Here is a 22,660-nt window from a genome sequence, read left to right as displayed (position 1 = left end):
CGCCGTGACCGTACAGACACATTGGGATTTGGGGCGGGGAGATCCGGGGCGGGACAACGCCGGCGGGCAGGGGGCCGGGCCGTTCGCCCATATCCTGCTGTTTGTCGTCGTGGCGTTCTTCGCCAGTTTCCTGTGGTGGTCGCATGGCGCGGTCCTGGACGAGGTGACGCGCGGCGAGGGGCGGGTTATTCCGACCGGTCAGGTGCAGGTCGTCCAGAATCTCGAAGGCGGTATTCTGGCCGAAATAGACGTGCGGGAGGGGGCCGTCGCGGCGAAGGGGCAGGTTCTGCTTCGGATCGACAATGTCGCGGCCGCCGCCAGCCTCCGGGAAATGCGCGCCAGATACCTGTCGCTTCAGGCCGAGGCGACACGGCTGCACGCCGAAGCAGGCGGCGAAACCGAACTCACCTTTCCGCCGGAAATCCTCGCCGAAGCGCCCGTGACGGCGGAAAACGAAAGAGCGCTCTTCGACGCCAGAAGGGCGCAACTGGATCAGCAGATACAGATCCTGCGCGAACAGGTGGTGCAGAAGCGGCAGGAAATCGCGGAACTGAACGCCAGGCTGGAACAGGGCCGCCGGGCCGCCGAACTGGCGACGCAGGAACTGGATATCCTGAAGCCGCTGGTCGACAGGGGTATTTCGCCGAAGCTGGAATATCTTCGCGTGCAGCAGAAGGTGCAGGAACTGGCGACCCAGGCCGAAAGCGTCAGGCTGGCAATTCCCCGGACGCGGTCATCGCTGGACGAGGCGCGGCGGCGCATCGACGAACGGCGGGCGGATTTTCGGGCGGAAGCGCAGCGCGAACTGAACGGGCTTCAGCCGGAACTCGACTCGCTGCGGGAGAATATCGCCACGGGCGCCGACCGCGTGACCCGGACCGAGGTGCGGTCGCCGGTGCGGGGCACCGTCAGCAAGCTGTTCAGCACGACCATCGGGGGCGTCATTCAGCCCGGACAGAACCTTGTGGAAATCGTGCCGCTGGAGGATACCCTGCTGATCGAGGCCAGGATCCGTCCCGCCGACCGGGCCCAACTCTTTCCCGGACAGAAGGCGGTGGTGAAGGTATCGGCCTATGATTTCACCAGGCACGGCGGCGTTGACGCGGTGCTGACCGATATCAGCGCCGATCCCATACCGGACGAAATGGGGGACAGCTATTATCGTATCCGGTTGCGGACCGAAACCGATAACCTTGGGCCGGACAAACCGATCATCCCCGGCATGACCGCGACGGCGGAAATCCTGACGGGCCGAAAGACGGTGCTGGATTATCTTTTGAAGCCGATCGTCAAGGCGCAGGGTTCTGCGCTGCGGGAACGGTAAGTCGCAGCCAATGCGGGAACGAAACCGATGAGCCAATCCTCCGGACGCCTGTGGGCCGAACTCGGCGCCGACGCATTCGATGCGCTGGACAAGGCCCGCGCCGTCGCCATCCTGCCGGTCGCGGCTGTCGAACAGCACGGGCCGCACCTGCCGCTGTCGGTCGACGCCTGCATCAACGAAGGGGTGCTGAACGCCGCCCTGGCGCTGCTGGCGGCCGACGATCCGGTGCTTGTCCTGCCGCCGCAGGTCATCGGCAAGAGCGAGGAACACCTTCGCTTTGCCGGTACCCTGAGCGCGCCGGCGGAGTCGCTGATCCGGCAATGGAACGAAATCGGCGACGGCGTGGCGCGCGCCGGCATCCGCAAGCTGCTGTTCTTCAACAGCCACGGCGGCAACCCGCCGGTCATGGAGATCGTGTCGCGCGACCTGCGGGGCCGCCACGACATGCTGGCGGTAACGGCCAACTGGTACGATCTCGCGCCGCTCGGCGACTGGTTTGCCGCCGGTGAACTGAAACACGGCATCCATGGCGGCGAGGTCGAAACCTCGGTCATGCTGCATTTGCGGCCGGACCTGGTGAATATGGCGAAGGCGTCCGATTTCGTTTCGTCGTCGGTCGCCTGCGAACGGGAATTCGACCGGCTGTCGCCGCTCGGCCCGACGTCCTACGCCTGGGAGACGCAGGACCTGAACCCGTCGGGGGCGGTGGGCAATGCCGCGGCGGCGGATGCGGGGCGGGGCGAACAGGCGGTCAACGCGGCGGCGGCGGAGCTGGCGGCGCTGCTGCGGGACATGCTGCGCGCCGATCCGGACAGGCTTATTCGTCGTAGGTAATCAGCGCGGAAAACGGGGCGTCGAGCTTTTCGCGGCCGTTCAGGAAACCCAGTTCGATGATGCAGGCGGTGGCGCGGACATCGGCGCCGACCTTGCGGGCAAGGTCGATGGACGCGGCCATCGTGCCCCCGGTCGCGAGCAGGTCGTCGAGAATCGCAACCCGCTGACCCGGCTGAACGGCGTCCGCCTGGATTTCGATCGTATCGGTGCCGTATTCGAGATCGTATTCGAGGGCGATTGTCGATCCGGGGAGCTTGCCCTGCTTGCGAATCATGGCGAACCCGCAGCCCAGCGCCAGCGCCAGGGGGGCTGCTGTCAGAAACCCCCGCGACTCGATACCCAGCAGCAGGTCGGGCTTCTGTGGCGCAATCAGTGACGCTAGTTCCCCGATACAATGCTGCCAGGCCGCCGGATGGGCCAGCATGGTCGAAATATCGTAAAAAAGGATGCCGGGCTTCGGGAAGTCCGGAACCGACCGGATATGATTTTTCAAATTCATGCGGAAAGTCTATCGACGGCGCGGTGGTCCTGCAATGAACATTCAGCGTGACAGCGGACAGGCGCCGCCGAACAGGCTGCCGGTAACCCGATGCGATTCCTTCGCTTTGCCGGTGTTCCGGATTTATGTTATGCGGCTACCGGGCATCGATCCGGATTCGCCCCAGGGGAAGGCCATGGCCGGTTCGGCTGGTTGGATAAAGAGCGCGACGGAAGACGACAGGCTGGTCCTGTCCGCGGGCGGTGACTGGACAGTCAATGGCGTCGGCGCGCTCGACCGGCAGATTCGCGCCCTGGCGATGAACGGCGCCGGCAGCGCCCGTATCGATACGTCGGAAATCGACGCGCTGGATACCGCCGGCGCCTGGCTGCTGTACCGGACCCGGCGCGACCTTGCCGCCGGCGGCGCATCCGTACAGGTCGACGGGCTGGACCCGCGCCATGCGGCGCTGGTCGATCTGGTCGAAAAAGCGGATTCGCTTCATGCGGAAACCGAACGGGCCAGGCCGAACGTCCTGTTGATGCTGGTCAACCGGGTCGGACGCAGTGTCTGCGCCGCGGCGAACGAACTGGCGCAACTGCTGAATTTTTTCGGCCTCGTTATTATCACGCTGGGCCGCTGCCTGAAGTCGCCGCGCCGGCTGCGCATCGTGTCGCTGGTGAATCAGATGGAGCAGACGGGGCTCAACGCTCTGGGCATCGTCGGGATGCTGCTGTTCATGATCGGGGTCGTGCTGGCCTTCCAGAGCGCGGAGCAGCTGCGCCGCTTCGCCGCGGAAATTTTCACCGCCGACGGGCTGGCCGTGCTGGTGCTGCGCGAAATCGGTGTGCTGATCGCCGCGATCCTGATCGCCGGCCGGTCCGGATCCGCGTTCACCGCAGAAATCGGCATGATGAAAGTCAACGAGGAGGTCGATGCGATGAGCACCATCGGTCTCAATCCGATTGAAGTGCTCGTCCTGCCCCGTATCAACGCCCTGCTGATCACGCTGCCGCTGCTGACATTCTTCGCCAATGTGGCGGCGCTGACCGGCGGGACGATCATGGCGGTGGCGACGCTGGACGTTACCTATACCCAGTTCATCCGCCAGCTGGCCGATGCGCTGACCCTGAAGAACCTGCTGGTGGGGATGGTCAAGGCGCCGGTCTTCGCGTTCCTGATCGGGATGGTTGGCTGCTACGAGGGGCTCAAGGTCAGCGGCAGCGCCGAAAGCATCGGCCGCCTGACCACCCAGTCGGTTGTCGAATCCATCGTTCTCGTGATCCTCGCCGACGCCCTGTTTTCCATCGTCTTTTCAACGCTGGGGATCTAGCCGCCATGGCGGAAGATGATGCGGTCATCACGGTTTCCGGTTTGCGGACCCAGTTCGGGACGGCGGTGATCCACGATAACCTCGATCTGTCCGTAATACGGGGCGAAGTGCTGGGGGTGGTCGGCGGGTCGGGGACGGGAAAATCGGTATTGCTGCGGACGATAGTCGGCCTCAACAGGCCGCGCGCCGGCAGGATCGAGATGCTGGGCCAGGATACGCGTGAAATGACGAGCCTGGTGCAGCGGCGCTGCGGTGTGCTGTTTCAGAGCGGCGCGCTGTTCTCGTCCCTGACGGTGGCGGAGAATATCGCAGTGCCGATGCGTGAACACCTGCGCCTGCCACGCCAGCTGATGGAAGAGCTGGCCGCGCTGAAGATCGCCATGGTCGGCCTGCCGCGCGATGCGGGGCCGAAATATCCCTCCGAACTTTCCGGCGGGATGAAGAAGCGCGCGGGGCTCGCCCGGGCGCTGGCGCTCGATCCCGCCATCCTGTTCCTCGACGAACCGACCGCGGGGCTGGACCCGATCGGCGCCGCGGCATTCGACAACCTGATCCGTGAACTGCAGCAGAGCCTGGGCCTGACGGTTTTCATGGTGACGCACGATCTCGACAGCCTGTCGGCAATCTGCGACCGGGTCGCGGTTCTGGTGGACAAACGCGTTCGTCTCGGCACAATGGCGGAACACATGCGGGACCCGCATCCCTGGATACAGGAATATTTCCACGGCCCGCGCGCGCGGGCGGCGTTTAACGGTAGCGGGAAGTAGGGAATGGAAACGAAAGCCAGCTATCTGATCGTCGGGACGTTCACACTGGCTCTGTTGATCGGTTTGGTCAGCGCCGTGCTTTGGCTCGCCGGCGTCGAACTGGACGAGGAGTTCGCCTATTACGACATGTATTTCGAGGGGTCGGTCACCGGCCTCAAGGTAGGCAACCCGGTCCGCTATCGCGGCGTTCCGGTCGGCGTCGTGACCGATATGAAGATCGATCCGGAAAATGTCGAGCGGGTAAAGGTCACCATCGAGGTGCCGAACGAGACGCCGGTCAAGGAGGATGCCGTCGCGGCGCTGGAGCTCCAGGGAATTACCGGCGTGGCGTTCGTCCAGATCACCGGCGGCACGCAGGAATCCCCCGATCTGAAGCGCGTTCCCGGCCAGGGCAACCCGGTAATCCAGTCGAAACCGTCGCAATTGCAGGAAGTGATCGATGCGGCGCCGGAACTGATCAACCGGTTCATCGCGCTGATCGGCAGCGCGAGCGAACTACTGAACGCCGAAAACCAGGAAAATTTCGGCACCGCCATGGCCAATATCAAGACGATCACCGGATCTGTCGCGGAAGGGTCGCAGGATATCCAGACGGTGCTGACCGAGGGCGCTACCGCGATCAGGGAACTGCGCGCCACCGCCGTGGATGCGCGAAAGCTGGTCGGGACCGTGCAGACGACCCTGGACGCGCTTACCGCGGAGACGACCAGCACGCTGGGAGAGGCGAGAACCGCTATCGGCTCCATCCGCGGGCTGTCGGATAGCCTTTCCGGTGAGTTTACGGGGATCGGGCCGGAGGCGCGTGAAATGCTGGCGGCATTGAAACAGGCTGCCGACGCTCTAGGTAAGTCGCAGCAGGAACTGACGGTACTGATCGGTGAGAACCGCGAGCCGATTCTCAATTTCACCAGTGCCGGACTTTACGAATTTACGCAGCTCGTCGCTGAAGCAAGGGTGCTCGTCAACGGGCTGGCGCGGGTGACGGGACAGTTCGAGCGGGATCCGGCGCGCTTTCTGTTCGGTGATTCCCAGCAGGGCGTAGGAGTACGATGATGCGGAAACGATTGCGCGGCGCGGTTCTCGGGCGGGTGTTGCGGTCCATGCTGGTTCTGACGCTGGCCGCGGCGGCCGGGGCATGTTCCATCGAACTGCCGGGCAGAGGCGATCCGCCGCGCATGTATGTCCTGACGCCGAAAAGCACCTTCGCGGAATCGATGCCGTCGGTTGACTGGCAATTGCTGATCGAGGTGCCGGCATCGCCGGCCGGTATCAACACGGCGCGCATCTCGCTGAGCGACAGCCCCATTGAAATGCGCTATTTCGCCAATGCGAACTGGACCGACCTGGCGCCGAAAATGGTCCAGACCCTGCTGGTGGAATCGTTCGAGAACTCGAACCGTATCGTCGCTGTCGGGCGCGAGGCGATCGGCCTGCGCGCCGACTATATCCTCAAGACGGAACTGCGGGAATTCCAGGCGGAGTATCCGTCGCCCCTGCCGCGCGAAGCCGCGGAAACCGAAGGGACCACGGTTCCGCCGGTCATTCGGGTGCGCATCAACGCGAAGCTGATCCAGCTGCCGCGCCGCGACATCGTGGCGTCGGATACCTTCGAGCATACCGTTGCGGCGGAAGCCAATTCCATGGTCGCCATAATCGGCGCGTTCGACGAAGCGCTGGGCAAGTCGATGAAACGGCTGGTCGAGTGGACGCTGAATAACGGCGAGGAACACTATGTGCCGCCGCGCGAGTTCCCGACCCGGCGCTGATTGCGGCATTCAGGGGGAGAGGCCGACATGACGCATGTATTCCACCGCAGTACACTCGCGGCTCCACCGGTGGCGGTGCAGGGCGACGGCATTCATGTCATCGATTCCACGGGCAAGCGCTATCTGGACGCCAGCGGCGGGGCCGCTGTTTCCTGTCTCGGGCACAGCCATCCCAGGGTTATTCAGGCGGTAAAGGACCAGGTCGACCGGCTGGCCTTCGCCCATACCGGCTTCTACACCAACCAGCCGATGGAAGACCTCGCGGACAGGCTGATCGCGAAAGCGCCCGGCGATCTTGACATGGTCTATTTCGTATCCGGGGGTTCCGAAGGGGTCGAGGCGGCTCTCAAGATGGCGCGGCAGTATTTCGTCGAAACCGGCGCGCCGGACCGCCGGCATATCATAACGCGGCGGCAGAGCTATCACGGCAATACGCTGGGCGCGCTGGCGGCGGGCGGTAATATGTGGCGCCGGACGATGTTTGAACCGGTCCTGACGGAAACGCATCACCTGTCGCCCTGCTATGCGTACCGGGATCGCCGCGACGACGAAAGCGAGGCGGCATACGGGCTGCGGGTGGCCAACGAACTGGAGGAAAAAATCCTCGAACTCGGGCCGGAAACAGTGATGTGCTTCATCGCCGAGCCGGTGGTCGGGGCCACCATGGGCGCGGTGCCTGCGGTGCCGGGCTATTTCAAACGGATCCGGGAAATCTGCGACGCGTATGGCGTCCTGCTGATTTTCGATGAGGTCATGTGCGGGATGGGCCGGACGGGGAGCCAATTCGCCTGCGAACAGGAAGGCGTCACGCCGGACATCCTGGTCTGCGCCAAGGGGCTCGGGGCGGGCTATCAGCCGATTGGGGCGACCATCGTTACGGACCGGGTGTATGCCGCCTTCCGCGACGGATCCGGTTTCTTCCAGCACGGCCATACCTATATGGGCCATCCGGTGGCCTGTGCGGCTGCGCTGGCGGTTCAGACGGCGATCGAGGAAGAGGACCTGCTGGTCAATGTCCGGGCGATGGGGGCGGTACTGAACGATGCCCTGCATGACCGGTTCGGCAATCATCGTCATGTCGGCGATATTCGCGGACGCGGCCTGTTCATGGGTTTGGAACTCGTTGCCGACCGGACCGATAAATCGACCTTCGATCCCTTGCTGGGACTTCATGCGCGGGTCAAGAAAGAGGCGATGACGCGCGGGCTGATGTGCTATCCGATGGGCGGCACGATTGACGGAAAATACGGCGATCATGTCCTTCTGGCGCCGCCCTTTATCGTGAATTACCGGGACGTGCTGAATATTGTCGACCGTCTCGGTTCCGCCATCGATGCGGCAATCGCCACGACAGGTTAAAGGCGATCTGTACAGGCTGCACGGGTGGCAAACAGTATAGATACGTAGTATTACTTATCTGTTTGTAACCCTTGGTTCGGTACAGCGTGTAATCCGGGGATGATAGCGATCCCAGACCAACTGGCAGGAATGTTTCGGGGATTCCGATGCTGATACACAGGTATCGCTGGATTGCGCCGGCTGCCCATCAGGTAGCCGCCCGTTTTACGAGTCCAAATTTCGCCAGTAAGGGTTATTATATGCTTTCCGGCATACGGTCGGAGGGCCATTTGTTACCTGGGGACAAGGAAGTACGGAAACTGTCATAAAATCAAGGAGGTGAAAATGTTCATCAGAAATACATTGCTCGCATCCGGGGCACTTATCGCATCAGCGCTGACCGCCATGCCCGTGGCGGCGGAAAAATTTATCACGATCGGGACCGGTGGTCAGACTGGCGTTTATTATCAGGTCGGGGGCGCGATTTGCCGCCTGGTCAATCGCGGCACTTCGACCCATGACATCAAGTGCACCCACACGACCGGCGGTTCGACCAAGAATATCAACGGTATTCGCGCGGGTGACCTGGACATGGGCGTGGCCCAGTCCGACTGGCAGTACCACGCCTATCACGGCACGGCGCCCCAGCAGTTTCCCGATGGCGCCTTCGAGGAACTGCGCGCCGTGTTTTCCGTCCATGCGGAGCCGTTCACGGTAGTGGCGCGGGCCGATTCCGGTATCGAGTCGTTCGATGACCTGAAGGGCAAGCGCGTGAATGTCGGCGACCCGGGGTCGGGCCAGCGCGGCACGATGGAGGTCGTGATGGAAAAGATGGGCTGGCAGATGAGCGATTTTGCGCTCGCCTCCGAACTCAAGTCTTCCGAACAGTCCGCGGCGCTCTGCGATAACAAGATCGACGCCATGGTCTTCACGGTGGGCCATCCGAACGGTTCGATCCAGGAAGCCGCGACGTCCTGCGACACGAAAATCGTCCCGGTTGACAATCCGGTGATCCGCAAGCTGGTCGAAGATAATGCCTACTACGCCTTTGCGACCATCCCGGGCGGGATGTACAAGGGTACGGATGAAGACGTGACGACTTTCGGGGTCGGCGCAACCTTCGTATCCTCCACCAAGACCGATACGGATACCGTCTATCAGATCGTCAAGGCGGTTTTCGACAATATCGACCGGTTCAAGAAGATGCACCCGGCGTTCGAGAATCTGGAACCCTCGAAGATGATCGTCAACAACCTGTCGGCGCCGCTGCATGACGGCGCGCAGAAATACTACAAGGAAAAAGGCTGGATGAATTAGATCAGCCATCGGGCGGGAGGCGTATCTCCCGCCCTTTCTCTTTAGGGCGGAGGTTTCGCAACCTGCAAGGCCCGTGCAACCGGGGGCAGGTTGGCTGGAGGGGCGCGATGAGCAATACGGACAGGACCAACCCGCAACCGGGTTCCGACGAACTGAGCGATCTGGTCGCTTCGACGGATACGGGGGGCCGCATACCGGACAACCGTATTGTCGTGCAACTCATGGCCGGGCTGGCGCTTGCGTGGGCTGTCTGGCAGGTCTGGATCGCGTCGCCGCTTCCCTATATTTTCAACTGGGGCGTGTTTCCCAGCCGGGAGGCCCGTTCATTCCACCTTGCCTTCGCGCTGATCCTGGCCTTCATGGCGTATCCGGCGACGAAGCGGTCACCGCGTCACGTCATCCCTGCGCTGGACTGGATTCTTGGGATCACGGGCGTTTGCTGTGCGCTGTATATTTTCGCCTCCGATACGGCGCTGGCCCAGATGATTACCGGTTCGCGGTTGTCCGACAGGCCGGGCAATCCGAATACAATCGATATCGCGGTCGCCTGCGTCGGCATCCTCGTGCTGCTGGAAGCAACGCGCCGGGCGCTCGGTCCGCCCCTCATGGTCGTCGCCGTCTTCTTCCTGTTCTATACCTTCCTCGGCCCCTATGCACCCGGCTTCCTGGCCTGGAAGGGCGCCAGTTTCGGCGCCGTCGCCGACCACCAGTGGCTGTCCACCGAAGGGGTGTTCGGGATTGCCCTGGGGGTATCCACCGACCTCGTCTTCCTGTTCGTCCTGTTCGGCGCGCTGCTCGACAAGGCCGGCGCCGGCAACTATTTCATCAAGGTCGCCTTTTCACTGATGGGGCATATGCGCGGCGGTCCCGCCAAGGCGGCGGTCGTCGCATCGGGCATGACCGGGCTGATTTCCGGCTCCTCCATCGCCAATGTGGTCACGACCGGCACATTCACCATTCCGATGATGAAGCGCGTCGGGTTTTCCGCCGAAAAAGCGGGCGCCGTCGAAGTCGCGTCATCGGTCAACGGACAGATCATGCCGCCGGTCATGGGGGCGGCCGCCTTCCTGATGGTGGAGTATGTCGGCATCTCGTACTTCGAGGTCGTGAAGCATGCGTTCCTGCCGGCGATCATTTCCTATATCGCGCTGGTCTATATCGTTCACCTGGAAGCGCTGAAGACGGATATGCTGGGCCTGCCGCGTGCGGTCGAGGCAAAGCCGCTGTTCACCGCGCTGACATCCTTCGGCATTACCGCCGCCAGCATCCTGATCCTGGCGGGCGGCGTGTATTACCTGTCGGAAGCATGGTCGATGCTGGAAACGACGCTGAACCGGTTCATTGCCGTTCTGGTCGTGGTCGGGTTGCAGGCGGCTATCCTGTCGGCGGTCAGGCGCAGCGCCAGCCCGGGCGGCATGGCGATGACGTTCTCGATGGGCGCGTTCGTTCTGGGCAACGGCGTCATCGGAAGCTTCGGCATTTTCTTCCTGGTCGGGCTGCTCGGCGAATACACCGGCGACGCGCTGCCCTGGGTGGTCGGGGCGCTGATCGTCGCCGTCTATGTCTGGCTGGTGTCGGTCTGCGCCCGTTATCCGAACCTCGTGATGGACGACCCGAACGCGCCGGTGACGAGCCTGCCGGAACCGGGTCCGACGATCATGGCCGGGCTGCACTTCCTCCTGCCGGTCGGCCTGCTGATCTGGTGCCTGATGGTGGAGCGGCTGTCGCCCTCGCTGTCGGCATTCTGGGCGGTGGCGCTGATGATTTTCATCCTGCTGACCCAGCGCAGCCTGTTCTCGTTCTTCCGCAAGGAAAATCTTTCGGGGCGGTTCCGCCAGGGATTCGGCGAACTGGTCGACGGCCTCATCGCCGGTTCCCGCAACATGATCGGCATCGGCATCGCCACGGCGGCGGCCGGCATCATCGTGGGGACGGTGTCGCAGACCGGCGTCGGGCTGGTGATGGCGGAACTGGTCGAGTTCCTGTCCCAGGGCCAGATCCTGCTGATCCTGATCTTCACGGCCGTCCTCAGCCTGATCCTGGGCATGGGGCTGCCGACAACGGCGAACTATATCGTTGTCTCGTCGCTGCTGGCGCCGGTTATCGTCACCCTGGGGCAGCAGAACGGGCTGATCGTGCCGCTGATCGCGGTGCATCTGTTCGTGTTCTACTTCGGCATCATGGCCGATGTGACGCCGCCGGTCGGCCTCGCCTCCTTCGCGGCCGCGGCGGTGTCGGGCGGCGATCCGATCCGCACCGGATTCGTGGCGTTTTTCTATTCGCTGCGGACGGCGCTGCTGCCCTTCCTGTTCATCTTCAACACCGACCTGCTGCTGATGGACGTCACCTATCTGGAAGGGGCGTTCGTTTTCGTCATAGCGACGGCGGCGATGCTGCTGTTTACGGCGGGCACGCAGGGATTCTTCTTTGTGCGCTCCCGGATTTGGGAATCCGCGGCGCTGATCCTCGTGGCGTTTACCCTGTTCAGGCCCGGTTTCTGGATGGATATCGTCTCGCCGCCCTATGAAACGGCGGCGCCCACGGCGATCGTCGAAGCCATGGGCACGGCGACGCCCGGTTCCGAAATACGGCTGATCGTCGAGGGGCTGGACGATGTCGGCGACAAGATGACGTTTACGGCGGTCATGCCGGTGGGGTCCGAGGCGACCGGCGAGGAGCGGCTGGAAGCGTTCGGCCTGCAACTGCTCTTCGAGGGCGATACGGTGATTATCGACAATGCCGTATACGACAGCCCGGCGCAGAAGGCCGGCCTCGATTTCGATCAGAAGATCATGACGGTCCTGATTCCTGCCGATCAACCGACCAGGTTCCTGATGTTCATTCCGGCGCTGTTGCTGCTGGCCCTGGTCATCCTGCTGCAACGGCGTCGTGCCGCCAGCGGCGCCATGGCCTGATCCGGCCGCCGGGAAAAAGGGGAAGAACGATGTACAAGAACATTCTTCTGACGGTTGACCTTGGGGATCCGCGATCCTGGAAAGAATCGCTGCCGACCGCCGTGGAATATGCCCGGACCTTCGGTTCGACCCTTCGGGTCATGACGGTGGTGCCCGATTTCGGAATGAGCATCGTCGGATCGTTCTTCCCGAAGGAACATGAAAAGACCGTCATCGAAAGCGTGCGCCAGAAGCTGCATGAGTTCGTTGCCGAGCATGTTCCCAGGGGAATAAAGGTTCAGCATGTCGTCGGCCATGGGTCAGTGTATGAAGAAGTGCTGCGGGTCGCCGCGGAAGTCGAGGCGGACCTGATTATTCTCGGCGCAAGCCGGCACCGGGCCGGGACGTTCCTGCTGGGTCCGAACGCCGCCCGTGTCTCGCGTTACGCGGAATGCTCCGTGCTCGTGGTGAGAAACTGAGTGCCCCCATCAAGAATGCGCGAGATGTCTTCAATCAGGTGATCGGCGTTGGCATATTGCGAGCGTTGAAGTAGCTGCCACGCGGTACGCCTGACGGGCGATACGGGGGTGTCCGGAACCGGAATCCGAGGAATGGTTGAGTTTGACATAAAAAAGCTTCTTTTGGCGCAAACGCTGGAGCGGCTCCGGGATATGCGGGACGCCGCGGACCAGGTGCTGGAATGCCACCGGATCCTGAATGTCACCGACGACAATATCGTCGGCGAACTGATCAAGAATGAGGAAATTTTTTACGAATGGAGTCACTACCCGGAAGGCGATGTCTATGACGCCGTCTCCCACTCGCAGTATTACTACCACGCGCATCCGGCCGACGAGCGCGCGAACGAACACGGCCATTTCCATGTCTTCATGCGGCCGAAGGGCATGCCGGAAGGGATCCGGCCCGCGCCGATCCCGGAATATGAGGCGCCGGACGATCCGGACGACAATCTCAGCCATCTGGCGGCGATCTCCATGGACAGCGCCGGGCTGCCGATCCGGCTGTTCGCGACGAACCGCTGGGTAACGGGCGAGGTCTGGTATGCGGGCGAGGATGTCTGCCGGATGCTGGACCGTTTCATCATCGATCACGCGCAGCCGTCCTGGCCGGTCAACCTGTGGATTTCCGGCATGGTCCGGCTGTTCGATCCGCAGATCCGCATGCTGATTGCCGCCCGGGACGCCGCGATACAGGCAAGGCGCCGGTCGCACCCGGACGTGAACATCTTCGAAGACCGCGATTTCGAGGTCATCGCCGAATGCGCCATCGATATCAGGACCCAGCTGGCGGCGGTCGAGGCGGAACTGAACCGGCGCGGCGCCGGCTGACTGCGGGCAACAAGACCGCTGGCGGGAGACACCGCGACGGCGCATTGTTATACAGTGTGAAAATACCAATCGACCCCTGGAGTTCCTGACATGCCGGATACCGCCACACCCGGTTCAGCGCCGCTGATCCCCGATGACCTGCTGAATATCTGCGCGCAAGGGCTGGAAGCCGTCGAAGCGGTCGTCGAAACGGCGCGCCGCGGCGTCGGCCGGCGTGTTTCGGTCGACGACCGCATCAGCGGCGCGCGCCTGAACGAGGAACAGTTCGCCGCGCACGGGCTTGCCTGGATGGCGACCTACGCGACGGGCCTGCGCGAATTGCTGCGCTGGGCAGAACGGCTGGACCGGGAGGGAACGCTGGGGGAGCTGGAACGGCTGATACTGCAGGCGGGATTCGGCGAATACATCAACCAGCTCGCCTCCGGTATCGCCATCAGCCAGGGCGAAATCGTCCGGCCGGCCGATCTGGGGCTGGACCGGTCCGACGTCGCGCCGCTGGCCGACGGGGCGGCGGGCCGGCTCGCGGAAACGGGAAACACGAACCGGGTCCGGATGCGGATCGCCGAACTGATCGAGCATGGCGAATACGGCGCCTACGGCTATGGCGACGAGACGCTGGAGATGATCGCCGGCCAGTTCCGCCGCTTCGCCAATGAGCAGGTGATTCCCCATGCCCATGAATGGCACCGCAAGGATCAGCTGATCCCGATGGACGTTATCGACCGGATGTCGGAAATGGGCGTGTTCGGCCTGACGGTCCCAGAGGAATTCGGCGGGCATGGCCTGGGCAAGGTGGCGATGTGCGTCGTCACCGAGGAACTGTCGCGCGGCTATATCGGCGTCGGGTCGCTCGGCACAAGGCCGGAAATCGCCTGCGAACTGATCCGGCTGGGCGGCACCGAGGCGCAGAAGGCGGAATGGCTGCCGAAACTGGCCTCCGGCGAAATCCTGCCGACGGCGGTGTTTACGGAGCCGGGCACGGGTTCGGACCTGGGCAGCCTGAAGACGCGGGCGATCCGCGACGGCGACAGTTACCGCATCCATGGCAACAAGACGTGGATCACCCATGCGGCGCGCACCGACATGATGACCCTGCTGGCGCGCACCGATGCGAACGAGCCCGGCTACAAGGGTCTTTCGATGTTCATCGCGCCGAAGCCGCGCGGGACGGTCGACGACCCGTTCCCGGCGGCGGGCATGTCCGGCGGCGAGATAGAGGTGCTCGGCTATCGCGGGATGAAGGAATACGAGATCGGCTTCGACGGGTTCGAGGTGGATGCGAAGCATCTGCTGGGCGGGCAGGAAGGGCAGGGCTTCAAGCAGCTCATGGCCACCTTCGAATCGGCCCGGATACAGACCGCCGCGCGCGCCGTCGGCGTCGCCCAGCGGGCCATGGAACTGGCCCGCGAATATGCCGTGGACCGGCAGCAGTTCGGCAGGTCGATCTACGGATTTCCGCGGGTTTCGGGCAAGATCGCCTGGATGGCGGTGGAGACGATGATGGCGCGCCAGCTGTCCTATTTCGCGGCGCGGGAGAAGGATTCCGACCGGCGCTGCGATATCGAGGCGGGCATGGCGAAGCTGCTGGCGGCGCGGGTGGCGTGGTCGAACGCGGATAACGGCGTTCAGGTGCATGGCGGCAACGGCTATGCCGCGGAATATGAAATGAGCCGGATCCTCTGCGATGCGCGGATCCTGAATATTTTCGAGGGAGCGGCGGAAATCCAGGCCCATGTCATCGTGCGCGGGTTGCTGGAGCGGCGGAACTGACCGCATGTAAATTCTTTACGGTTGCATGCTTTTAATTCAACCTCGGCGGACTACATCCAGCAGCAATTCCGGACATTCTTCAAAGGATGGATCAATGCCTACTGATATGGCGGCGGTATCTGGCGTCAACCCGGCAATCGCGACCTGGAGCGGCCCGCTCGGCCTGCCGGAGTTCGCGCGGATCGACGACAGGGATTTCGAGGCGGCGTTCGCCGCGGCGCTTCCGGCGCATCTGGCGGAGATCGAGGCGATTGCGGGGAACCCCGATACCCCGACTTTCGAGAACACGATTGTCGCGCTGGAGCGCGCCGGCGAACTGCTGACCCGGGCGTCGGGTATTTTCTGGAACCTGTCGGGCGCGAATACCAACGACACGCTGCAGGCGCTGGAACGCAGGCTGTCGCCGGAATTCTCGCGCCATTACTCCGCCATTACGATGAACCGCGCGCTTTTCGAACGCATTGAGACGCTGTACCGGGATATCGACGCGCTGGGCCTTGATGCCGAAGGGCGCAGGGTGCTGGAACTGACCCGGAAATCGTTCGTGCGGTCCGGCGCGCAATTGAACGAGGCGGACCAGAGCCGTCTCTCCGCCATCAACGAACGCCTCGCGACCCTGGGAACGACGTTTTCGCAGAATGTCCTCGCCGATGAACGCGAATACGCGCTGATCCTGGAAAAAGCCGACGATCTGGCCGGACTGCCGGATTTCCTGATTGCCAGCATGGCGGCCGCGGCGGAGGAACGCGGCCACAAGGGCAAGCACGCCGTGACGCTCTCGCGGTCGATTATCGAGCCCTTCCTGACTTTTTCGGCACGGCGCGACCTGCGCGAAACCGCGTTCCGGGCCTGGGTGGCCCGGGGCGAGAATCCCGGCGAACACGACAATCGCCCGATTGTCGCGGAAATGGTCAGGCTCCGCGCCGAAAAGGCGGCGCTGCTGGGCTATGGCAGTTTCGCCCATTTCAAGCTGGACGACACCATGGCCAAGACGCCGGAGAATGTCCGCGGCTTGCTGGAAACGGTCTGGGGCAAGGCCTGCACGCGCGCGCATGAGGAAGCCGCCGAACTGGCCAAGCTGATCGCGGCGGAAGGGCATAATCACGCCGTCGCCCCGTGGGACTGGCGGCACTATTCCGAAAAGGTACGCGCCGCGCGGTATGCGTTCAACGAGGCGGAAATCAAGCCGTACCTGCAACTCGAAAAAATGATCGAAGCCGCGTTCCATACCGCCGGGCGGCTGTTCGGACTCACCTTCCGCAAGCATGAAGGCGTGACCGCCTACCATCCCGACGTGCGGGTGTTCGAGGTGCTGAACGCGCAAGGCAAGCGGATCGCGATATTCCTGGGCGATTATTTCGCGCGGCCGTCCAAACGCTCCGGCGCCTGGATGAGCGCGCTGCAGGGCCAGCACAGGCTGGGCGCGGATGGCGCGGAACAGACGCCCATCGTCCTCAACGTGATGAATTTCGCCAGGGCGCCGGCCGGCGAGCCGGTCCTGATCGACATGGACAACGCGAAGACGCTGTTCCATGAATTCGGCCACGCGCTGCACGGCATGCTGTCGGACGTGACCTACCCGTCCATCGCCGGAACCTCGGTCAGCCGCGATTTCGTCGAACTGCCCTCGCAGCTTTACGAACACTGGCTGACCGTGCCGGAGGTGCTGCAGCAGTTCGCGGTGCATTACCGGACCGGCGAGGCGATGCCGCAGGCGCTGCTCGACAAGCTGCGCGCCGCCGGGAAGTTCAACAAGGGTTTCGCCAATGTGGAGTTCACCTCATCGGCGCTGGTCGATATGGCATTCCACGCGCTGAACCCGGACCAGGCCGCCAGGGTCGATCCCATGGCCTTTCAGTCCGGCGTCCTGTCGGAACTGAAGATGCCGCAGGAAATCGTCATGCGCCACGCGACGCCGAATTTCACGCATGTCTTCGCGGGGGATGGATATTCCGCCGGCTATTATTCGTATATGTGGTCCGGCGTGCTGGACTCCGACGCGTTCCAGGCCTTCCAGGAGGCGGGCGATTCCTTCGACCCGGCCACCGCCGCGAAGCTGAAGCAGTTTATCTATTCGTCGGGCGGGTCAATGGATCCCGAGGATGCGTATATCGCGTTTCGCGGCAAGCTGCCGACCCCGGACGCCCTGCTCGAAAAGGAAGGCCTCAATTAGACGGGCCGGATCCCGGAGAGGTGATTTGAATCAGCCCGTTTTCAACCTTGACCATGCCGGCGTCGCCGTGCGCGATCTGGCAGCCGCATCTGCTGGACCATCCCAATGGCGCGGTCGCGCTGGCGGAGGTCGGGTTCTGCGTCGCCGATGTCGCCGCGACCGGCGAAAAGCTGGGCCGGCTGCTGGACCTGGATTGGAAGGAAGTCATGCCCGGCGTGGCGCGGTTCACCCTGCCGCGCGGCACGATCTACGTCATGAACGCCGCCGCGATGGCGAAATGGACGCCCGGCGTCACGCCGCCCTGCATTCCCTGTGTCGCGACGGTCGGTTTTGCCGTGCGCGACCTTGATGCAACCCGCGGATTGTTGCGGGAAAACGGCGTCGCCTACACCGACCATCCGTATCCGGCCCTGTGGATTGTACCTGACTATACCTGCGGTCCCGTCATATCGTTTATACAGGCGTGACAGAAAAACAAAGCAGCAGACGGAAACCAGATCAGATCATGGCTGGTTCGAATCGCCTGTGACGATCCAATAGTCATGTGAGTCCGATCTATCTTGTTGCAGACATGGCACCTTCACAGGTTTAAATGGAGGCGGCTACGGTTCCATTTAAACCTGATGTGCTATAATGAGCGATTATCTAAGTCAGCACGACGTTCAGAAGATGCTGGACGCGTCTCCCTATCTCGCCTTCATGGGCATCCTGGTCGATACGATCGATTCCGGAAACGATACGCTCGTTCTGCGCCTGCCGATGCGCCCGGAATTCGAGCGCCGGCCGGATTCAGGCCAGTATCATGGCGGCGTGATCGCCTCGCTGATCGATACGGCCGGCGATTATGCGCTGGCGATGCGGATCGGCAATGTCGTGCCGACGGTCAATTTCCGGACCGATTTTCTGCGCCCGGCAAGCCATACCGAGCTTACGGCGACGGCCCGCGTGCGGCGCATCGGCAGAACGATCGCGGTGGTCGATATCGATGTGCATGACGCGGATCACAGGCTGATCGCGATCGGCCGCGGCACCTATATCCCCCAGGCGGGATGAGGCCTATCTCGTGGGTTCGGGTTCCGGCGGCGGCGCGGTCTTTTTGCATTCCAGCACCCAGACATCATAGACGGGATGCTCCAGCGCCGAAATCGCCGGGCTGGAAGCGAACATCCAGCCGTGGAACAGCGATACGGGCTGTTCGCCCTTGCGGACCTCGAAAATATCCAGGAAGGCGGTCGATTCCGGCGGTTCTTCCGGCGGCGTCCGCTCGCAACTGCGCAGGGTAATGGAAAGCGTGCCGAACTGCACGGGTACGTCGAGCGGGGCCTCGAAGGTGGATACGCGCGCGGTGACCTTGTCCAGCCCCTGCAGGACGGCCAGATCGCCCGAAAAAGCAATTGCCGGCGATGCCGTAATCAGGGGCGCCAGCAGTGCCGGCCATGGCCGCCACCGCCGGTCAGCCGCCATCGGTAACCAGAAAGATGACCTTGCCCAGCAGTTCCTCAAGGCCGACCACGTCCTTGGTTCTGGACAGATCGCCGCCGGCGGCGACCATCGTGGTGCTCTTGCCGGGCTCCAGGCGAACATATTTACCACCCAGTAATCCGTCGCTGGAGATCGTAACCAGGGTGTCGTCGGGCAGTTTGATCCTGTCTTCGATATTCATGGATACAACGGCCCGATAAATGCTCTGGTCCACGGTCATTGCGGTCACCGCGCCGACCTTGACGCCGCCGACCCGGACATCGCTGCCGACGGTCAACCCGTCGATGGCGTTGAAATTCGCCCTGACCGTATAACCGAGATTGGGCCGGATATCGGCGGAACTATAGGCAAACGCAAAGAAAACGCCGGCCACCAGCAAAACGACCGCGCCCAGCACCGTTTCGATAATACTGCGCTTCATTTGATTTCGGCGCCTCCTTCTTTGGCTTTATCCCGCCGTTCCTCGGCCCACAGGATGACCTTTTCCAGCAGCGCCTCGACGATGACTGAATCCTGGACATAGTTGAACGACTCGCCGGGCGCCAGCATCTCTTCCGCGCCGCCGACGTCCAGCTTGATGTGTTTCCCGCCAAGCATCCCGTCGCTGGCAATCAGCGCCGCGGTGTCCCGCGGCAGCCGGATATGCTCGTGTATGGTGAAGGTCAACACCGCCTGCAGTTCTTCAGCATCGAATTCCAGGCGCGTCACCTTGCCGACCGGAACGCCCGCCAGCAGGACGTTCGTGCCGATTGAAACGCCGTCGACCTGATTGTATCGCGCTGTCAGATTGTATCCTTCGGTCGACTCCGTACGCGCATCGCCGCTGAAAAACAGGTAGCCGAGAACGGGCGCAGCCAGGATCAGAACCGCGCCGACAAGGATATGAAGCGTTTCACGATTCATCGTAACGGTAGTGTATCGACGATTGCGGCGGAAATGCGGACTATTCCGGTTTCCATGCGTCATAATCTCCCGTCGCCTTGGCCCGGTGGCCGCCGCGCAACGTGTGACCCGCCGGACGATAGGCATCCGGCGTACCGGTCATGTTCGGGATATGCGGTTTCTGCCAGATGTATCGGGAATTCTCGGCCTCGGAGGGGACCTCCTTCACGGTGTGGTGCAGCCAGGCGCTCCATAGCGGCGGAACGGCGCTTGCCTCATCCGTGCCCTTGTAGACGACCCAGCGTTTGCGGCGCCGGCTGTCCGCGGCATTCCGTTCCTGGAAATAACGGTTTCCAAACTGGTCGGTGCCTACGGATTCGCCTTTGAACCAGGTAATCAGTCGGGTAATTGCCGTTGTCATAGCGGTGGGGGCTCCATTGCTGCGCGGCCGTCGCCGCGGCCGGAATATCGCACTTGCGGGCCGCGCCTGTCCAGCGAACTGCGCGCCCGGGAATTTCGTCTTTCACCATGATTTTAACCTTAATTTGCGGTTCTTTCGAAAACAGGACCCCAAGATATATATGATAAAAGAGAAGAAACCGCATAATCTGGTTGCAATACTCAAGGCATTGTGGCGAAATGGTGACAGTTCCCTATATGTGGTATCATGGGGTGCGATGTCATCGTGATACCGCATTCGCAGGAACTGATGGTGGAGCGGTCATTTCCGAGGGTTTCGGTAATCGTCCGCCGTGTAGCGTCGACAAAAACAAATTCAGTGCCGGGGTCAGTATTCCATGCGTATAGAGCGTCGATTTACAGTCGAGGGACAATCCGCTTTTTCCGGAATCGATTTCCGGGAAACCGTCAGCGAAATCCGCAATCCGAACGGGTCAACCGTATTCAGGCAGGAGGGTATCGAGGTCCCGGCCGGCTGGAGTCAGGTCGCCTGCGATGTGCTGGCGCAGAAATATTTCCGCAAGGCCGGCGTTCCGGTCCGTCTGAAGCGGGTTGAGGAAGCGGACGTCCCCGCCTGGCTCTGGCGCAGCGTTCCCGATGAAGCGGCCCTGGATGGCCTTCCGGCGAAGGCCCGTTTCGGCGGGGAGGTCAGCGCCAAGCAGGTTTTCAACCGGCTTGCGGGCACCTGGACCTATTGGGCGTGGAAGGGCGGGTATTTCGACACCGAAAGCGACGCCAGGACCTATTACGATGAAATGCGTTACATGCTGGCGCGGCAGATGGCGGCGCCGAATTCGCCGCAATGGTTCAATACGGGGCTGCACTGGGCCTATGGAATCGATGGCCCGGCGCAGGGCCATCATTACGTCGACTACAGGACAGGGAAACTGACCCGGTCCGAATCCGCCTATGAACACCCGCAGCCGCATGCCTGCTTCATCCAGTCCGTCGGCGACGACCTGGTCAATGAAGGCGGCATCATGGACCTCTGGGTGCGTGAGGCGCGCCTGTTCAAATACGGGTCGGGCACCGGCAGCAATTTCTCCAGCATCCGCGGGGCCGGCGAACCGCTTTCCGGCGGCGGCAAATCCTCGGGGCTGATGAGCTTCCTGAAAATCGGCGACCGCGCCGCGGGCGCCATCAAATCCGGCGGCACGACCCGGCGCGCGGCCAAGATGGTGATCGTCGATATCGACCATCCGGATATCGAAACCTATATCGACTGGAAGATGATCGAGGAGCAGAAGGTCGCCGCCCTGGTGACCGGTTCCCGGACCAATAAAAAGCATCTCAGCGCTATCATGGCGGCCTGCCAGCATGGCGAACTGGACGATGCGGCGCGCTGCGACCCGAAGCGGAACAGGGTTCTGAAATCCGCCATCATTGCCGCCCGCAAGGCGGATATTTCGGAGAACTACATCCAGCGCGTGCTGCAATTCGCACGGCAGGGCTACGCCTCGATTGAATTCGAAACATACGATGCGGACTGGGATTCGGAAGCCTATCTGACCGTCGCGGGGCAGAACGCCAACAATACGGTCCGGGTCACCAATGACTTCATTGCCGCGGTCGACGAAGACCGTGAATGGGATCTCATCAACCGCAAGGACGGTTCGGTTGCGAAGACGGTGCGCGCGCGCGACCTGTGGGACCAGATCGCCCATGCGGCCTGGTCCTCGGCCGATCCGGGCATGCAATACGACACGACGATCAACGAATGGCACACCTGCAGCGCCTCGGGCCGCATCAACGCGTCCAATCCGTGTTCGGAATACATGTTCCTGGACGATACGGCCTGCAATCTGGCGTCGCTCAATCTCATGGCGTTCCAGAGCGGTACAAAGGGCGATGGCAAAAGCGCCCTGCGATTCGATACCGACGGGTTCGAGCACGCGGTCCGGCTCTGGACATTGACGCTCGAAATCGCGGTGCTGATGGCGCAGTTTCCGTCGAAGGAAATCGCGGAGCGTTCCTATGAATACCGGACCCTGGGCCTCGGCTACGCCAATATCGGCGGGCTGATGATGGGCGCGGGACTGGCCTATGACAGCGATGCCGGCCGCGCGTTATGCGGCGCGATTTCGGCGCTGATGACCGGCGTCGCCTATGCCACGTCGGCTGAAATGGCGCGGGAACTGGGCGCTTTCCCGCAATACGAACGCAATGCCGAACCGATGCTGCGGGTTATCCGCAATCATCGCCGGGCGGCGCGGGGCGAAACGGAGGGCTACGAGGAACTGAGCGTCGTTCCGGCGCCGCTGGATCCGTCCACCTGCCCGCAGGCGGACCTGCCGGTCGCCGCGGCGCGCACCTGGGACGAAGCCCTGCGGCTGGGCGAGGCATTCGGATTCCGCAACGCCCAGACCACTGTCATTGCGCCGACCGGCACGATCGGCCTGATCATGGATTGCGACACGACGGGGATCGAGCCGGATTTCGCCCTGGTCAAGTTCAAGAAGCTCGCCGGCGGCGGCTATTTCAAGATCATCAACCG

At 62.6% G+C, this 22,660-nt stretch carries 21 protein-coding genes; 16 read left to right on the top strand and 5 right to left on the bottom strand.

Features of this window, described 5'->3' with window-relative positions; translation table 11 throughout:
* The first annotated feature begins 4 nt into the window (after nt 1-4).
* Both WD767_18990 and WD767_18985 read left to right on the top strand, forming a co-directional pair.
* Nucleotides 5-1,324 carry an HlyD family type I secretion periplasmic adaptor subunit gene (locus tag WD767_18990; GenBank protein ID MEX2618179.1) on the top strand — a complete coding sequence of 440 codons (1,320 nt, stop codon included), beginning with the start codon at nt 5-7 and terminating at the stop codon, nt 1,322-1,324.
* Between the two features lie 27 nt (nt 1,325-1,351).
* Nucleotides 1,352-2,158, top strand: a complete 807-nt coding sequence (locus tag WD767_18985; GenBank protein ID MEX2618178.1) for a creatininase family protein — start codon at nt 1,352-1,354, stop codon at nt 2,156-2,158.
* Here the strand turns inward: WD767_18985 and WD767_18980 are convergent.
* Nucleotides 2,142-2,657 carry an adenine phosphoribosyltransferase gene (locus WD767_18980; GenBank protein MEX2618177.1) on the bottom strand — a complete coding sequence of 172 codons (516 nt, stop codon included), beginning with the start codon at nt 2,655-2,657 and terminating at the stop codon, nt 2,142-2,144. The genes WD767_18985 and WD767_18980 overlap by 17 nt on opposite strands.
* Before the next feature lie 34 nt (nt 2,658-2,691).
* On the opposite strand from WD767_18980, the gene WD767_18975 reads away from it, so the two are divergent.
* The 13 genes from WD767_18975 to WD767_18915 all read left to right on the top strand — a co-directional run bounded on the left by WD767_18975 (nt 2,692) and on the right by WD767_18915 (nt 18,396).
* The gene (locus WD767_18975) at nt 2,692-3,969 is read left to right on the top strand and encodes an MlaE family lipid ABC transporter permease subunit (protein ID MEX2618176.1); all 1,278 of its coding nucleotides are present in this window, start codon (nt 2,692-2,694) and stop codon (nt 3,967-3,969) included.
* A gap of 5 nt (nt 3,970-3,974) precedes the next feature.
* Nucleotides 3,975-4,736 (top strand): ABC transporter ATP-binding protein, encoded by a 762-nt coding sequence (locus tag WD767_18970; protein MEX2618175.1) that lies wholly within the window; start codon nt 3,975-3,977, stop codon nt 4,734-4,736.
* A gap of 3 nt (nt 4,737-4,739) precedes the next feature.
* Entirely contained in the window at nt 4,740-5,789 is a 1,050-nt protein-coding gene (locus tag WD767_18965) for an MlaD family protein (protein MEX2618174.1), read from the top strand.
* A complete protein-coding gene (locus tag WD767_18960) occupies nt 5,786-6,502 on the top strand; it encodes an ABC-type transport auxiliary lipoprotein family protein (protein ID MEX2618173.1) in 717 nt (238 codons plus the stop codon). The genes WD767_18965 and WD767_18960 overlap by 4 nt, the downstream gene beginning before the upstream one ends.
* A 27-nt stretch (nt 6,503-6,529) precedes the next feature.
* The gene (locus WD767_18955; protein ID MEX2618172.1) at nt 6,530-7,861 is read left to right on the top strand and encodes an aspartate aminotransferase family protein; all 1,332 of its coding nucleotides are present in this window, start codon (nt 6,530-6,532) and stop codon (nt 7,859-7,861) included.
* 324 nt (nt 7,862-8,185) lie between these two features.
* Nucleotides 8,186-9,157 carry a TAXI family TRAP transporter solute-binding subunit gene (locus WD767_18950; protein ID MEX2618171.1) on the top strand — a complete coding sequence of 324 codons (972 nt, stop codon included), beginning with the start codon at nt 8,186-8,188 and terminating at the stop codon, nt 9,155-9,157.
* A 107-nt stretch (nt 9,158-9,264) separates the two neighbouring features.
* On the top strand, nt 9,265-12,072 hold the full coding sequence (locus WD767_18945; GenBank protein ID MEX2618170.1) for a TRAP transporter permease: 2,808 nt from the start codon (nt 9,265-9,267) through the stop codon (nt 12,070-12,072).
* Nucleotides 12,073-12,101: 29 nt separating this feature from the next.
* Entirely contained in the window at nt 12,102-12,530 is a 429-nt protein-coding gene (locus WD767_18940; protein MEX2618169.1) for a universal stress protein, read from the top strand.
* 132 nt (nt 12,531-12,662) lie between these two features.
* A complete protein-coding gene (locus WD767_18935; GenBank protein MEX2618168.1) occupies nt 12,663-13,400 on the top strand; it encodes a hypothetical protein in 738 nt (245 codons plus the stop codon).
* Between the two features lie 90 nt (nt 13,401-13,490).
* Nucleotides 13,491-15,170 carry an acyl-CoA dehydrogenase family protein gene (locus WD767_18930; protein ID MEX2618167.1) on the top strand — a complete coding sequence of 560 codons (1,680 nt, stop codon included), beginning with the start codon at nt 13,491-13,493 and terminating at the stop codon, nt 15,168-15,170.
* A 106-nt stretch (nt 15,171-15,276) separates the two neighbouring features.
* Nucleotides 15,277-17,343 carry a M3 family metallopeptidase gene (locus WD767_18925; protein ID MEX2618166.1) on the top strand — a complete coding sequence of 689 codons (2,067 nt, stop codon included), beginning with the start codon at nt 15,277-15,279 and terminating at the stop codon, nt 17,341-17,343.
* 53 nt (nt 17,344-17,396) lie between these two features.
* Complete coding sequence (locus WD767_18920) at nt 17,397-17,810, top strand: hypothetical protein (protein ID MEX2618165.1); 414 nt, start codon at nt 17,397-17,399, stop codon at nt 17,808-17,810.
* A 166-nt stretch (nt 17,811-17,976) separates the two neighbouring features.
* The gene (locus WD767_18915; protein MEX2618164.1) at nt 17,977-18,396 is read left to right on the top strand and encodes a PaaI family thioesterase; all 420 of its coding nucleotides are present in this window, start codon (nt 17,977-17,979) and stop codon (nt 18,394-18,396) included.
* Between the two features lie 3 nt (nt 18,397-18,399).
* Here WD767_18915 and WD767_18910 read toward each other — a convergent pair whose 3' ends face one another.
* Genes WD767_18910 through WD767_18895 form a run of 4 tightly spaced genes read right to left on the bottom strand, consistent with a single transcriptional unit; the run spans nt 18,400 to nt 20,128 of the window.
* The gene (locus WD767_18910; GenBank protein ID MEX2618163.1) at nt 18,400-18,807 is read right to left on the bottom strand and encodes a DUF2155 domain-containing protein; all 408 of its coding nucleotides are present in this window, start codon (nt 18,805-18,807) and stop codon (nt 18,400-18,402) included.
* The gene (gene mlaD / locus WD767_18905; GenBank protein MEX2618162.1) at nt 18,797-19,246 is read right to left on the bottom strand and encodes an outer membrane lipid asymmetry maintenance protein MlaD; all 450 of its coding nucleotides are present in this window, start codon (nt 19,244-19,246) and stop codon (nt 18,797-18,799) included. Before mlaD ends, WD767_18910 begins: the two co-directional genes overlap by 11 nt.
* Nucleotides 19,243-19,728, bottom strand: coding sequence for an MlaD family protein (locus WD767_18900; GenBank protein MEX2618161.1), 486 nt, complete (start codon nt 19,726-19,728; stop codon nt 19,243-19,245). Before WD767_18900 ends, mlaD begins: the two co-directional genes overlap by 4 nt.
* Before the next feature lie 40 nt (nt 19,729-19,768).
* Entirely contained in the window at nt 19,769-20,128 is a 360-nt protein-coding gene (locus WD767_18895; GenBank protein MEX2618160.1) for an NADH:ubiquinone oxidoreductase subunit NDUFA12, read from the bottom strand.
* Nucleotides 20,129-20,504: 376 nt separating this feature from the next.
* Here WD767_18895 and WD767_18890 point away from each other — a divergent pair.
* The coding region (locus WD767_18890; GenBank protein MEX2618159.1) for an adenosylcobalamin-dependent ribonucleoside-diphosphate reductase at nt 20,505-22,660 on the top strand (2,156 nt) is incomplete at its 3' end.

Source organism: Alphaproteobacteria bacterium, from assembly GCA_040905865.1.
In the GTDB taxonomy this organism is placed as follows: domain Bacteria; phylum Pseudomonadota; class Alphaproteobacteria; order UBA8366.
This window is presented reverse-complemented; position numbering and strand designations above follow the sequence as displayed.